At 61.2% G+C, this 13,795-nt stretch carries 10 protein-coding genes; 6 read left to right on the forward strand and 4 right to left on the reverse strand.

All coding sequences use genetic code 11. The features are described from left to right. The first annotated feature begins 7 nt into the window (after positions 1-7). The 3 genes from ACQ4MY_RS19225 to ACQ4MY_RS19235 all read left to right on the forward strand — a co-directional run bounded on the left by ACQ4MY_RS19225 (position 8) and on the right by ACQ4MY_RS19235 (position 5,470). A complete protein-coding gene (locus ACQ4MY_RS19225; protein ID WP_440096143.1) occupies positions 8-1,132 on the forward strand; it encodes an alkene reductase in 1,125 nt (374 codons plus the stop codon). 210 nt (positions 1,133-1,342) lie between these two features. Continuing rightward, on the forward strand, positions 1,343-2,881 hold the full coding sequence (locus ACQ4MY_RS19230; protein WP_440096144.1) for a cryptochrome/photolyase family protein: 1,539 nt from the start codon (positions 1,343-1,345) through the stop codon (positions 2,879-2,881). A gap of 51 nt (positions 2,882-2,932) precedes the next feature. Continuing rightward, positions 2,933-5,470 carry a PAS domain-containing protein gene (locus ACQ4MY_RS19235; protein WP_440096145.1) on the forward strand — a complete coding sequence of 846 codons (2,538 nt, stop codon included), beginning with the start codon at positions 2,933-2,935 and terminating at the stop codon, positions 5,468-5,470. Between the two features lie 118 nt (positions 5,471-5,588). On the opposite strand, the gene ycaC is transcribed toward ACQ4MY_RS19235, so the two are convergent. Continuing rightward, a complete protein-coding gene (gene ycaC / locus ACQ4MY_RS19240; RefSeq protein WP_008081401.1) occupies positions 5,589-6,221 on the reverse strand; it encodes an isochorismate family cysteine hydrolase YcaC in 633 nt (210 codons plus the stop codon). Between the two features lie 136 nt (positions 6,222-6,357). Continuing rightward, positions 6,358-6,846: an Lrp/AsnC family transcriptional regulator gene (locus ACQ4MY_RS19245; RefSeq protein ID WP_158836018.1), complete on the reverse strand. Its 489-nt coding sequence runs from the start codon at positions 6,844-6,846 to the stop codon at positions 6,358-6,360. A 125-nt stretch (positions 6,847-6,971) separates the two neighbouring features. On the opposite strand from ACQ4MY_RS19245, the gene ACQ4MY_RS19250 reads away from it, so the two are divergent. After that, positions 6,972-8,432, forward strand: coding sequence for a transporter (locus ACQ4MY_RS19250; RefSeq protein WP_440096146.1), 1,461 nt, complete (start codon positions 6,972-6,974; stop codon positions 8,430-8,432). 15 nt (positions 8,433-8,447) lie between these two features. On the opposite strand, the gene ACQ4MY_RS19255 is transcribed toward ACQ4MY_RS19250, so the two are convergent. Beyond that, entirely contained in the window at positions 8,448-9,227 is a 780-nt protein-coding gene (locus ACQ4MY_RS19255) for a helix-turn-helix transcriptional regulator (RefSeq protein ID WP_008088726.1), read from the reverse strand. A gap of 97 nt (positions 9,228-9,324) precedes the next feature. On the opposite strand from ACQ4MY_RS19255, the gene ACQ4MY_RS19260 reads away from it, so the two are divergent. Together ACQ4MY_RS19260 and ACQ4MY_RS19265 are read left to right on the forward strand one after the other, a co-directional pair. After that, positions 9,325-10,779, forward strand: coding sequence for an MFS transporter (locus ACQ4MY_RS19260; RefSeq protein WP_440096147.1), 1,455 nt, complete (start codon positions 9,325-9,327; stop codon positions 10,777-10,779). 165 nt (positions 10,780-10,944) lie between these two features. Then, positions 10,945-11,694, forward strand: coding sequence for a helix-turn-helix transcriptional regulator (locus ACQ4MY_RS19265; protein ID WP_440096148.1), 750 nt, complete (start codon positions 10,945-10,947; stop codon positions 11,692-11,694). A gap of 142 nt (positions 11,695-11,836) precedes the next feature. Here ACQ4MY_RS19265 and ACQ4MY_RS19270 read toward each other — a convergent pair whose 3' ends face one another. Then, positions 11,837-13,795 carry a MacB family efflux pump subunit gene (locus tag ACQ4MY_RS19270; RefSeq protein WP_158836028.1) on the reverse strand — a complete coding sequence of 653 codons (1,959 nt, stop codon included), beginning with the start codon at positions 13,793-13,795 and terminating at the stop codon, positions 11,837-11,839.

Consider the following 13,795-nt stretch of genomic DNA (forward strand, 5'->3'; position numbering starts at 1 on the left):
TATTTGCATGAACCACAGCAGTTATTTCCAACCCGCGACACTGGGCCTGCACACTCTGAAAAACCGTATCGTGCTGCCGCCCCTCACCCGCCAGCGCAGTACGCAACCGGGCAACATTGCCAATGAATTGATGGCTGAGTATTACCAGCAACGCGCCGGCGCAGGTTTGCTGGTGACCGAGGGCACGCAGATCGAGCCGCGTGGCCAGGGTTACGCGTGGACGCCGGGCATCCACACCGCCGAGCAAATCGCCGGCTGGCGCAAAGTCACCGAGGCTGTGCACGCGGTGGACGGGGTGATCTTCGCCCAACTCTGGCATGTTGGCCGGGTGTCGCACACCGCGTTGCAACCCGACGGTGCGGCGCCGGTCTCGGCGTCCGCCGTGACCACCGACCGGGTCAGCGTGTTCATCGAAACCGCGCCGGGCGCCGGCGCACTGGTACCGCCTTCGGCGCCGCGCGCGCTGAGCACCGATGAGGTCGAGGAACTGGTGCAGCTGTATATCCAGGCGGCGCGCAATGCCATGGAAGCAGGGTTCGACGGCATCGAACTGCACTGCGCCAATGGCTATCTGGTCAACCAGTTCATCTCGGCCCACAGCAACCTGCGCACCGATCAGTACGGTGGTTCGCTGGACAATCGCCTGCGCTTTTTGCGTGAAGTGGTGGCCGGTGTCGCCGAATGCATCGGCAAGGAAAAGGTCGGCGTACGTTTTGCGCCGCTGTTCACCACCACCGATGAAGCGCGGACTTACCTCGGCATGGTCGAGGAAGACCCGCACACCACCTACATCGAAGCGATCAAGATTCTGCAAGACGTCGGCATTGCTTACCTGTCCATCGCCGAAGCCGATTGGGACAACGCACCCGCCATGCCGCTCACGTTTCGCCAGGCCGTGCGCGACACCTTCAGTGGCGCGATCATTTACGCCGGCCGCTACAACGCCGAATCCGGTGCGCAGTTGCTCGACTCCGGACTGGCCGACTTCGTCGCGTTCGGCCGGCCGTTCATGGCCAACCCGGATCTGCCCGCACGCATCGCCAATGACTGGCCGCTGAACGCCTTGAACCCGGCCACAGTGTATGGCGGCAATGCCGAAGGCTACGTTGATTACCCTGTTTATAGCGGGTAATCGCTAAGCATCAGAAGACCCAAAGCATGCGCCACCATTATTTGGGAGCGCATGCTTTAGGCGCTATCGCCAGCGCTGAATGATTTGGCATAGCTGACCCTTCGCGAAAAATACCTATACAAATCCATATTTTCGTACAACTATTTGAAAGCAGACCCTTGCCGGTTCACGGCAACCCATTGCGCCTTCGATCGGGCTGAAGCCTTTCAAATGAAAAACGTCAAACGCTTGTGCCTGGTTCTGGGCGACCAACTGTCTTTCGACCTCGCTTCATTACAGGGGATTGATGGCGCTGGTGATGCAGTGCTGCTGGTCGAGGTGATGGAGGAAGCGACGCACGTTGCCCATCATCCGCAGAAGATCGCCCTGATCTTCAGCGCCATGCGCCACTTTGCTCAAGCCCTGCAAAGGCGCGGCATACCTGTGCACTACGTGCGCCTCGACGATCACGAAAACTCGGGTTCAGTGCCCAGCGAATTAAAGCGCTGGCAAACCCTGCTGCAGGCGCAAGAAGTACACGTCACTGAGTGCGGCGACTGGCGTCTGGAGCAATCTCTGCGTGATTGCGCGGTTGCTATCCAATGGCACACCGACACGCGCTTCCTCTGTTCTCGCGACGAATTCGCCGCGTGGGCTGCCGAGAAAAAACAGCTGCGCATGGAGTTCTTCTACCGCGAGATGCGCCGTAAAAGCGGCTTGTTGCTCAATGGCGACGGCACGCCCGTCGGTGGCGCCTGGAATTACGATGCCGAGAACCGCAAGGCTCTGCCGAAAAATGCCAAAGCGCCCTACCCGGCCAGATTTACCGCCGATGCAATAACCGACGAAGTGCTGGCGTTGGTGCGCGAGCGTTTCGCCGGTCACTACGGTGCACTGGATGATTTCAACTATCCGGTGACACACGCCGACGCGCAGACCCTGTGGGAATACTTTCTCGACTATGCACTGGCCGGTTTCGGCGACTATCAGGACGCCATGGCCAGCGACGAACCCTATCTGTTTCATGCGCGCATCAGCGCCGCACTGAACATCGGTTTGCTCGATCTGCGCCAGTTGTGCAGCGATGTCGAGTCCGCTTATTGGTCGGGCCACATCGCACTGAATGCCGCCGAGGGATTTATTCGGCAACTGATCGGCTGGCGTGAATATGTACATGGCGTCTACTGGCTGAAAATGCCCGGGTACGCCGAGGGCAATGTGTTCGGTAACCAGCGGCCCTTGCCGGAGTTCTACTGGACCGGCGAAACGCAGATGAACTGCATGCGCCAGGCGATCGGTCAGAGCCTGAAACACGCCTATGCCCATCACATCCAGCGTTTGATGGTGACCGGCAATTTCGCCCTGCTGGCCGGGATTGCACCGAGCCAGATCTGCGAATGGTACCTGGCCATCTATATGGACGCATTTGATTGGGTCGAACTGCCCAACACGCTGGGCATGGTCATGCACGCCGACGGTGGTTATCTCGGCTCCAAGCCTTACTGTGCCAGCGGCCAGTACATCAATCGAATGTCCGATTACTGTGGCGGTTGCACCTACAAGGTGCGCGAAACCACTACGGACGACGCCTGCCCGTTCAACGCGCTGTACTGGCATTTCCTCATGCGCCATGGCGATTTGCTGCGTGGCAATCAGCGCATGGGCATGATCTACAAAAACCTCGACCGCATGCCCGAAGTGAAACAGCGGGCATTGTGGCAGCGCGGCCAGCGGCTGCTCGACACACTGGATAACGGCGAAGCGCTCTGAACGTTGCGGGTGTCTTGCCGCGGTGCAACTTAAGCGTGACGCCCCCGGTCAATGGGTGAGATGGCGACTGGATGTGCGTTCGACACACTGATTGGACTCAGACCAGAAAATCAACAAGGCACGAGTGGTGGAATTCTGAAAAACCTTACCCGCGAGGAACTCGAGTCCGAAGTCACGCGCCTGCGTCTGGCAGTCAAGATGACCTGCGACGCGGTCTGGGACTGGGATCTGCGGACTGACCAGATCACCTGGAACGATGCACTGCAAGAGGCGTATGGCTATGCTTCGGGCACCATCGAGCCGACCTGTGACTGGCGGTTTGCGCAGATTCATCCGCAGGATCGCGCGCGTGTAAAGGCATCGATCGATACCGCGATCAATGGCTCCGGCACAGCCTGGAACGCGGAATACCGGTTCCGTTGTGAAGACGGCACCTTCGCTGAAGTGCTGGATCGCGGGCACCTGATCCGCAACGCCGATGGCCGGGCCGAGCGCATGATTGGCGCCATGCTCGACCTGACACGCTCACGCAGAGCCGAAACCGCATTGCGCCTGAGCGAAGAGCGCTTCGCCACGATTCTGGAAACCATCGAGGCGGCGTTCGCCATCGTCAAAGTCAAGTTCGACGCCGATGATCACCCCGTGGACTATTGCTTCGTCGAGGCCAACCCCGCGTTCGAACGTCAGGCCGGCGTCAACCTGCGGGGCAAATGGGTCACCGAGTTTGCGCCCAACCTGGAAAGCTTCTGGTTCGAAACCTATGGGCACGTCGCCAAGACCGGTGAACCGGCAAACTTCGAAAACTACGCCAACACCTTCGAGCGCTGGTTCGATGTGCGAGCCGTGCGGGTGGGAGATCCTGCGGATCGGCAGATCGCAATCTTCTTCAGCGACGTCACCGAGCGGCGCGATGCCCAGGAGCGTCTGCGCGTCAGCGAGGCCATCGCCAAGGAAAACGTCGAACGCGTGCAACTTGCCCTCGCCGCAGGGGCGATTATCGGCACTTGGCACTGGGACCTGCTCACCGACCGTTTCACCGTCGACGAAGCCTTCGCCCGGGTGTTCAATCTTGATCCGGCGCTGGGGCGTGACGGCCTGAGCCTGGAACAAGTGGTGACCACCGTGCATCCTGATGACCGGGACGAACTCACGGATGCGATCAACGCAGTGATTGCCCGTGGCGGCGCCTACTCCCATCAATACCGGGTGTGCGGTGCGGATGGAGAATACACCTGGATCGAAGCCAACGGCCGCGTCGAATGCGCCGATGACGGCACGCCGCGACGCTTTCCCGGCGTGCTAATCGATGTTGAAGATCGTCGCAACGTCGAAGCGGAACGCGACCGCGCGACGGCGGCGTTGCGCGCACTCAACGACACGCTGGAACAGCGGGTGTCGGAGCGCACCACGGACCTTATGCAGGCGGAAGAGAAGCTGCGCCAATCGCAGAAAATGGAAGCCGTCGGGCAACTGACGGGCGGTTTGGCGCATGACTTCAACAACCTTCTGGCCGGCATTTCGGCCGCCCTGGAATTGATGCAAAAGCGCATCGCCCAGGACCGTCTGAAGGACGTCGACAAATACATGGTGATCGCCCAGGACGCGGCCAGGCGTGCAGCGGCACTGACCCATCGCCTGCTGGCCTTCTCCAGACGACAGACCCTTGATCCACGGCCGACGGATGTCAACTCGCTGGTGGATGGCATGAGCGAACTGATCCAGCGCACCGTAGGCCCCAGTATTCGCCTGAAAACCCACGCTGCAGCCGAGCTGTGGCCGGCACTCGTCGACGCCAGCCAGCTGGAAAACGCGCTTCTGAACCTGTGCATCAACGCCCGCGATGCGATGCCTGACGGGGGGCGAATAACGGTCGAGACCGCCAATCGATCGATCGACGATGAAGCAGCCCGCGCGCTGGACATCCCCCAAGGGCAATACCTGTGCCTGTGCGTCACCGACACCGGTACGGGCATGAGCGCAGAGGTCATCGCCAAAGCCTTCGACCCCTTCTTCACCACCAAACCCATCGGCCAGGGCACGGGCCTGGGGTTGTCGATGATTTACGGTTTTACCAAACAATCCGGCGGCCAGGTGCGCGTGCATTCGCAAGTGGGCCAAGGCACGACGATGTGCATCTATCTGCCGCGCTATCACGGCGAGACCCGCCACGATCAAGCTGACCTGCGCAGCACGCCGGCAGCGCATGCAAAAACTGGTGAAACGATCCTCATCGTCGACGACGAACCCACCGTTCGAACACTGCTTAAAGACGTATTGGGCGACCTCGGCTACCACCTGCTCGAAGCCGCCGACAGTGTCGAAGGCCTGGAAGCGCTGCGCTCCGGTGCACACATCGATTTGCTGATCACCGATGTCGGCCTCCCAGGCGGCATGAACGGACGCCAGATGGCCGATGCGGGCAGGCAGATCAGGCCCAGGTTGAAGACCCTGTTCATCACCGGTTACGCCGAAAACGCAGTGCTCGGCAGTGGCCAGCTCGGGCCAGGCATGCAGGTATTGACCAAGCCTTTTGCGGTCGACACGTTGGTCTTGCGGGTGAGGAACCTGATGGCTGCCAGGGTTGACTGAGGCGCGCCATCGCACGGTTTGGCCTGCCGTCTTCGCCGGATAGCGCCCAACCATTTTTCAGGCTCGCCAATAAAGAAAGCCTGCTTTATAAGCAGGCTTTTCGATTCACGGCTTCAGCTTATTTCTGCTGCGCCGTCAGCGCCGAGTAGCTGTTCATCAGGTTGCGATAGTTAGGGATGCGCTGCGACAGCAGGTTGCCCAAGCCTTCAATATCGTTGCGCCAGTCGCGGTGCAGCTCACACGCTACCGAAAACCAGTTCATCATCTGCGCACCGGCCTGGGTCATGCGGCTCCATGCGGCCTGCTGCACGGTGGTGTTGAAAGTCCCCGAAGCATCGGTGACCACAAACACATCAAAACCTTCCGCCAGCGCCGACAGCGTCGGGAACGCGACACAGACATCGGTTACCACACCGGCAATGATGATCTGCTTGCGGCCAGTGGCCTTGATCGCCTTGACGAAATCTTCGTTGTCCCAGGCGTTGATCTGGCCTGGACGGGCGATGTACGGCGCATCCGGGAACATCTCTTTCAATTCCGGTACCAGCGGGCCATTCGGGCCTTGTTCGAAACTGGTGGTGAGGATGGTCGGCAAGTTGAAGAACTTGGCCAGGTCAGCCAGGGCCAGCACGTTGTTCTTGAACTCGTTCGGCGAGAAGTCCTGCACCAGCGAAATCAGCCCGGTCTGGTGATCGACCAGCAGCACGATGGCGTCGTCTTTGTTCAGGCGGTTGTAGGTTGGAGTGGTCATGGTCTGCGTCCCTTTTCGATGTTGGAAGTTGTTGTTGCGTTCAAGTTGGGTACAGATTACTGACGCATCGAAGGGGGATAAATCGGCTGAATAGCGTTTCACCGTCAACTTAAAAGCGACAATTAACAGCAGACCACTAGTCAACCATACTCGGCACCTCCAGCCCGACCTTGACCCGGTCCAGCGCCACAATGGTCTTGAACCAGGTCACATTGGCGTTTTCGGCAAACAGCTTGCGTGCCAACAGCTGGTATTCCTGCATGCTGGCCACCGTCAACACGAGGACGAAATCCACTTCGCCAGTGACGTAGTAGCACTGCTGGACTTCGGGGACGGCAAAGTGCGCCTTCATCGCTTCCAGTGCTTCGAGGCTGGTGCGTTCGGCCATGACTTCGACAATGATGGTGATCGGCCGCCCTACCGCCGTCGGGTCGACGATGGCGACGTTGCCGGTGATCACGCCAGCCTCTTCCATCCGTTTGATACGGCGCTGGACAGCGGCGGTGCTGAGGTTGACTTGCTCGGCCATCAGCCGAAGCGGCGTGGTGTTGTCGCGCTGGACAAGGTCGAGGATGGCTCGGTCGAACTTGTCCAGTGAGGCGGCAGCTGCAAGGTTTTTGGCCATGATCGATCCGTGAGAAATTTTCTCGAAAACTAGCAGAAAACCGCGACCCTTTATCTAGCCGTGAGAAATATTATCGAGTTCGCCGCCTGCCTTCGCAGTGCGAACTCACACAGGATTTCATTGGCATGGTCGCTCTGTTTCATCTTTCTCCGGTTTTCCTGGTCACCGCCATGCTCGTCGTGCTGCGTCGCCCGCCCGTGCACGCGGCGATCGCCGGCACCTTGTTGGTGGTGGTGCTGTGGCTCGCCGGCGTCGCTGATGCGTGGCACCTGACGAGCATGATCGCGGCGGCCGAGGACACTGCCGTGCTGTTTGCCAGCACCGCTTTCGTGATCGTGCCGGGGCTGGCGTTCGTGATTGTCATTGAGCGGCTGGGGGTCAATCTGGCGCTGAGCCGCTGGGTCAGTTCGCTGGGGCTGGGACGCGGCGATCAACTGGTGTTCATCGTCCTCGGACTGGCGCCGCTACTGGAAGCCATGACCGGCTTCGGCGTGTCGTTGATCGCCACGGTACCTTTGCTGTTGAGCCTGTTCGAACGCCGGGTGGCGCTGCGCATTGCCCTGACCGGCATGGCCATCATGCCGTGGGGAACGCTGGGCCTGGCCTCGGTGATCGGCGCTTCACTGGCGCACCTCGACGTGCGAGCGCTGGCGGCGGCGTCAGCGCTGACCAGTGCACCGGTGTTTCTCGTCCTGAGTGCGCTGGCGTTGTTCCTGGCCGGCGTGCGTGAGGCGCGGGAATGGCGCGCGCTGGGTCTGTTCTGGTTGTTGTTTGTCGGCGTGCTCTACGCGGCAAGTCGCTGGCTGGGGCCGGAAGTCGCCGGTGTGGCGGCGGGCCTGGTCACCGCCAGCGCCGTTCTGGCCAGTGGCTTGTGGCGTCTGCATCGCCGCCACAACGGCCACGGTTCAGTGCACTGGCCACGTCAGGCCTGGCCGTACCTGGCGCTGATTGTCAGCATTGTTGCTTTGAAAACCTTGTGGGCGCTCACCGCCTGGCAGGATCTGTGGATCGTTCACGGTACTCAAGTCACCTGGAAACCCCTGGCCTCGCCGGGTGTTGCCTTGCTGTTGGTGCTGCTCGGCTTGGTCATTCGTGGGCGAAATATACCGCGCTCAGCGAATCCCGATGTCAGCCTGCCGGCCGCACTGGCGGCGCGGGCCAAGCGGCCGTTGCTGACGATATTTTTCTTTCTGGCGATGTCGCAGATGATGGTCAAGGCCGGATTTCTCGCCGGTCTGATGCAACTGCTCGCCGGCCTCTCACCGACGATGGCGACCTCACTGGTGAGCCTGCTGGGCGCCCTGTCCGGCTACATGACCGGATCAAATGTCGGCGGCAACGCGATCTTCATGCCGGCCATCGCGATGCTGCCCGAGGCCTCGCGCCTGTTGCTGGCGGCGGCGCAAAACAGCGCGGCAGGCCATGCCGCTTTGGGTTCGTTGTCGATCGTCATGCTGATACTGGGACTGGCCAAGACCCAGGCCACGGAAGAAGGCGAACTGGTGAGGTTCGGCTTCGCGCTGGTTTGCCTCAACACCGCGCTGGTGGCGTTGGCCGCAGGCTTTTCAAGTCTCTGGATACGCTAGGCCAGCGCGCGCCCATCACTGTCTGGCGTACACCACCAGACGCAAATGCCGGTCAGCATCGATGGTCAACGTGGTGTGTTCGAACGGCTCGACGATGCCGTCGATCAGCAATTGGCGTACACCGTTGCACGGCGCTTGTACGTCATGCTGACGCCACCAGAGACTGAAATCCGGCGAGGCTTTTTGCAGCTCATCGACCAGTGCCTGAATGTCGGCCTCCTGCGAGGCGCGCGCATAGTCGCGCTGGAAACTGGCGAGCATTTGCGGTGCCTGTTGGTCCCAACGGGCGAAGCGTTCGCGCAGGGTCGGATCGGTAAACAGCATCCACAGCAGATTGCGCCGCGCCGGGGCCTGCCGGTCGAAACCGAACAGATCCTCTGCCGCAGCGTTGAACGCCAGCACATCCCAGCGCAGGTTGAGCACGTATGCGGCGTGCGGCAGGTCGTGCATCAAGCGCACTACCAGCGGTGGCACCACGCACCAGGTCTTGCCCGGTTCAGCCGGCGGGCGGTCGTGCGCCAGCAAAAACAGATGCCGCCGCTCGGGGGCATCCAGTTTCAGCACCCGCGCCAGGTTATCCAGAAAGGCGGCCGACACGCCGATGTCGCGCCCCTGTTCCAGCCAGGTGTACCAGGTCAGTCCGACCCCGGCGAGCGCCGCGACTTCCTCACGGCGCAGCCCGGGTGTGCGCCGCCGCCCTCCACTGGGCAGGCCGACGTCGGCCGGTGACAACCGTTCACGCCGCGCGCGCAAGAAGGCCGCCAGATCGTTGCGAGTTCGTTCCATGGTTCGCATCGTTTACCTCATTACTTTCAGTAACAGCATAAAGGGTTAAATTGTAAGTGCGTAAGAACGCTTTGAGAATGCGCGCTCACTAACTCGGATACTCAAGATGAGCGCACCTTTATCCTCTTCCGCCCTGCCCGCCCGCACGGCTGCCAGCGCTCCATGGCTGGGCCTTTGCGTCCTGTTGCTCGCAGGTTTCGTGACGATCTTCGATCTGTTTGTGGTCAACGTCGCCATCCCCGACATGCAGTCAGGGCTGGGTGCAAGTTTCTCGCAAATCGGCTTTATCGTGGCCGGCTATGAATTGGCCTTTGGTGTGTTGCTGATTACCGGCGGACGCTTGGGTGATCTGTACGGACGACGTCGTCTGTTCGTGATCGGCATGGCCGGTTTCACTTTGGCGTCGGCATTATGCGGGATGGCGCCCGACGCCGGTTTTCTGATTGGCGCGCGGGTGCTGCAAGGCTTGGCGGCGGCGTTGTTGTTTCCGCAAGTCTATGCGTCGATTCGCGTGAGTTTCGAGGGCGACGACAGCCGCCGCGCCTTCGGCCTGCTCGGCATGACACTGGGCCTGGCCGCCATCGCCGGTCAGGTGCTCGGTGGGTGGCTGGTGCAGGCCGATCTGTTCGGGCTGGGCTGGCGCGCGGTGTTTTTGATCAACGTTCCCGTCGGCCTGTGCGCGATCGCAGCGGCGCGGTGGTTCCCGGAAACCCGCGCACCTCAGCGTCCGACGCTGGACTGGACGGGCGTGGCACTGGTCAGCGCCGGGCTGGCCTTGCTGCTGGTGCCCCTGATCGAGGGGCCGGGGCAAGGCTGGCCGGCCTGGAGCACGTTGTCATTGCTGGCGGCGCTGGCCCTGCTGCTGGGCTTCTATCGCCAACAGGAACGACGACGTGTCACGGGTGAGATGCCCCTGGTGGACATGCGTTTGCTTGGCCAACCACGGTTTGCCTTGGGCACGTTATTGGTGCTGCTGGTCTACTCCACGTCCAGTTCGTTCTTCTTGTGTTTTGCCTTGTTGATGCAGACCGGGCTGGGGCTCGAGCCCTTCCTGGCCGGCAGCATTTTCGCACCTTGCAGCGTCGGTTTTGTGCTGGCGTCACTGACCGCGCCTCGGCTGGTGGCTCGCTGGGGAACACGCGCGATCTTCGCCGGGGCGCTGGTGTACAGCGCGTCGATCGGACTGCTGATCACGCAAGTCCAACTGGCCGGCGCAGACTTGCAGCCCACACGCCTGATTCCCGTGCTGATCGTGGTCGGTGCGGGCCAGGGGCTGATCATGACGCCACTGCTCAACCTGGTGCTGGGTTTCATCGATGAGGCCCGGGCGGGCATGGCGTCGGGGATTATTTCCACCGTCCAGCAAGTCGGTGCGGCGCTGGGCGTCGCCGTGGTCGGCATGCTGTTCAGTGCGACGCTTGCCAGCGGCGCTGACATCCCGACGCTAGCCGGCCAATACGCATCGGCCTTCGTCAACGCGATGATTTACAACCTTGGGGCGGCCGTGCTGGTCTGCGTGCTGTTGCTGCTGCTGGCGAAAACGCAACGGCCCTTGAACTGATCAAAAGCGATGCGCGGTTATGAGCTAATAACGCCTTCATTAAACGGTCGTCGAAACGTTGTACTAGGATAGGATCGTCTTCTGGAAACGTTTTTGCCGGCCATGGAGCTTCACGCCGGTATTCCAGGGACGCGAGTACCCCATTGCAACTCATGGACGAACAATATGAACTCACACCTGTTCCCGCATATCGGCAAGGTCATCGCCAGCACTGGCAGCCGGCATTTTCCGCGCATGCTGCATGACCTGATCCTCACCCAACTGGCCGTCGATGCCACCCACATTCGGCAGATGCGTGTCGAGCCGGTGGGCCGTGCCACCCGCCGTAATGAACCCGAACCATTGAAAGACGCCGCGTTGCTCGCCGAAACGCTGTTTTCCGAGCACAACACAGCGACCGCCCCTGACCTGCCGAACCCTGATCCGTCGACGGCCACCGATGCCTCGCAACTGCATCTGACCCGGCGCAAGGACGGCTACCGCTACGTGATTTCGGTGTACCGCAACGGTCAGTCGCAACGCTTTTCTGCACAGGAACGCAGCCGCCTGCAAGATATTTCGCCGCTGCTGCTGCCGATGGTGGAAAAACACATCAGTGCGCTGCAACCGGACGATGCCGACTGCGAACGCCCGGCCGAGGCCACCGAAGGCTCGGGCATCGAGACCCTGCGCCTGCGCTTCAATGAGCGTTTGCAGCAATTGGGGTTGAGCCTGTCGAACCGTGAAAGCGAAGTGTGCATCGGCCTGCTCACCGGGCGCACGGCACCGGAGCTGGCCGAACAGTTGCAGCTCAAGGTCAACACCGTGGAAAGCTACCTCAAGCGCGCCGCGATCAAGCTCGGCATCAGCGGGCGACATTCATTGATGCGCTGGATGTATTCGCCACTGGACACCTCAACCTGCACCGCCGCCTGATCGGTAGGAGCTGCCGCAGGCTGCGATCTTGATCGTTCCCACGCTCTGCGTGGGAATGCCTCTAGGGACGCTCTGCGTCCAGTGACGCGGAGCGTCACGGGCTGCATTCCCACGCCGAGCGTAGGAACGATCAATGGTTTCATCAATCGCGTGCCAGCGCTTCGATCGGGTCGAGGCGTGAGGCATTGCGGGCCGGGACGAAGCCGAAGACGATGCCGATCAGCGTCGAGCAGATCACCGCCGTGAGCACTGAGGTCAGCGAGAAGACCATCTCCCATTCCTTGATAAACAGCGAAAACAGATGCCCGATGGCATACGACAGCGAAATCCCGATCGCCCCGCCCAACAGACAGACCATCACCGCCTCCACCAGAAACTGCTGACGAATGTCCGACTGCCGCGCGCCCACCGCCATGCGAATGCCGATCTCGCGCGTGCGCTCAGTCACCGAGACCAGCATGATGTTCATCACGCCAATCCCCCCCACCACCAGCGAAATCACCGCGATCAACGACAGCAGCAGCGCCAGCGAGCGGCTGGTTTTCTGCACCGTCTGCAACACACTGTCGAGGTTGTTGGTAAAGAAATCCTTGCTGCCATGGCGTTGCAGCAACAGCTGCGTGACGTGCTCTTCCACCACCTTGCTCGGCTGACCTTCCTTCATGCGCACGCTGATACTGTCCAGATAACGCTGGCCCAACACCCGTCCGGCGGCCGTCTCGTAAGGCACCCAGACGTTGAGGGTCTTGCCCGAGGCAAACAGGCTTTTATCCTGTGCGGCGACGCCGATCACCGTGCACGGCAGGTTACCGATCAGGATCACCTGGCCCAACGGATCGACATCCTGGCCGAACAAACGCTGACGGGTGTTGTGATCAATGACCACCACCTGCGCCTGGCGTCGCGCATCGCTTTCGCTGAACGCGATGCCCGCCGCCATCTTGATGCCGCGCACTTTGAAGTACTGATCGCTGACGCCGTTGACCTGCGCATCCAGATCGATATTGCGGTAGCGCAGCAACAGACTGCGGCCGATCATCGGCGTGGCGCTGTCGACGTAATACAGCTGATTCAGCGCCGTGACATCCGCCGGGGTCAGGGTTTCGATGGCCGCCGCACGTTTGTCGCCGTAACTGCTGCCGGGATAGACATCGATGGTGTTGCTGCCGATGGCCGCGATGTCCTTGAGCACGTAGTTCTTGGCGCCCTCGCCGACCGCCGAAATCGACACCACCGAGGTGATGCCGATGACAATGCCGAGCATGGTCAGCAAGGTGCGCATGCGGTGCGAGATCAATGCGACCCAGGCCATGCTGAACGCTTCCTTGAACAGGCCAAGGCTGGCCACCAGACGCCGCGAAGCGGTGGCTCTCGGCGCCACTGGCTCATCGCTGAGCAGGTGCGTGGTGTCACGTTCGTTGGCGCGGTCGCTGAGGATTTCACCGTCGCTGACTTCGATGATGCGTTCGGCGTTGGCCGCGACTTTCGGATCGTGGGTCACCAGAATCACCGTGTGCCCGGCGGCGTGCAGCTCCAGCAGAATGCGCATCACCTCTTTGCCGCTGGCCGTGTCGAGCGCGCCGGTAGGCTCGTCGGCGAGGATCACTTCGCCGCCGTTCATCAACGCCCGGGCGATACTGACCCGCTGCTGTTGGCCGCCAGACAACTGGCTCGGCCGATGCGTCAGGTGACCTTCGAGGCCCAGTCGCGCCAACAGCTCTCTGGCGCGGGCATGGCGTTGCAGCTGCGGGGTACCGGCATAAATCGCCGGCATCTCGACGTTGTGCATCGCACTCAGGTGCGGCAGCAAATGGTAGCGCTGGAAGATGAAGCCGAAATAGTCGCGGCGCAGTTCGGCCAGCGCCTGATTGTCCAGATCACGGGTTTCCTGGCCGTTGATTTTGTAGCTGCCGGCGGTGGCGTAATCGAGGCAACCGAGGATGTTCATCAGCGTTGATTTACCGGAACCCGAGGCGCCGATGATCGCGACCATTTCCCCGGCATGGATCGTCAGGTTGATGTTCTTCAACGCAAGAAATTCGCGGTCGCCAGCGGTGAAACTGCGGGTGATGCCAGTGAGCTGCAACAGTGGCTCAGTCAT

Source organism: Pseudomonas sp. SM4 (genome assembly GCF_051913165.1).
In the GTDB taxonomy this organism is placed as follows: domain Bacteria; phylum Pseudomonadota; class Gammaproteobacteria; order Pseudomonadales; family Pseudomonadaceae; genus Aquipseudomonas.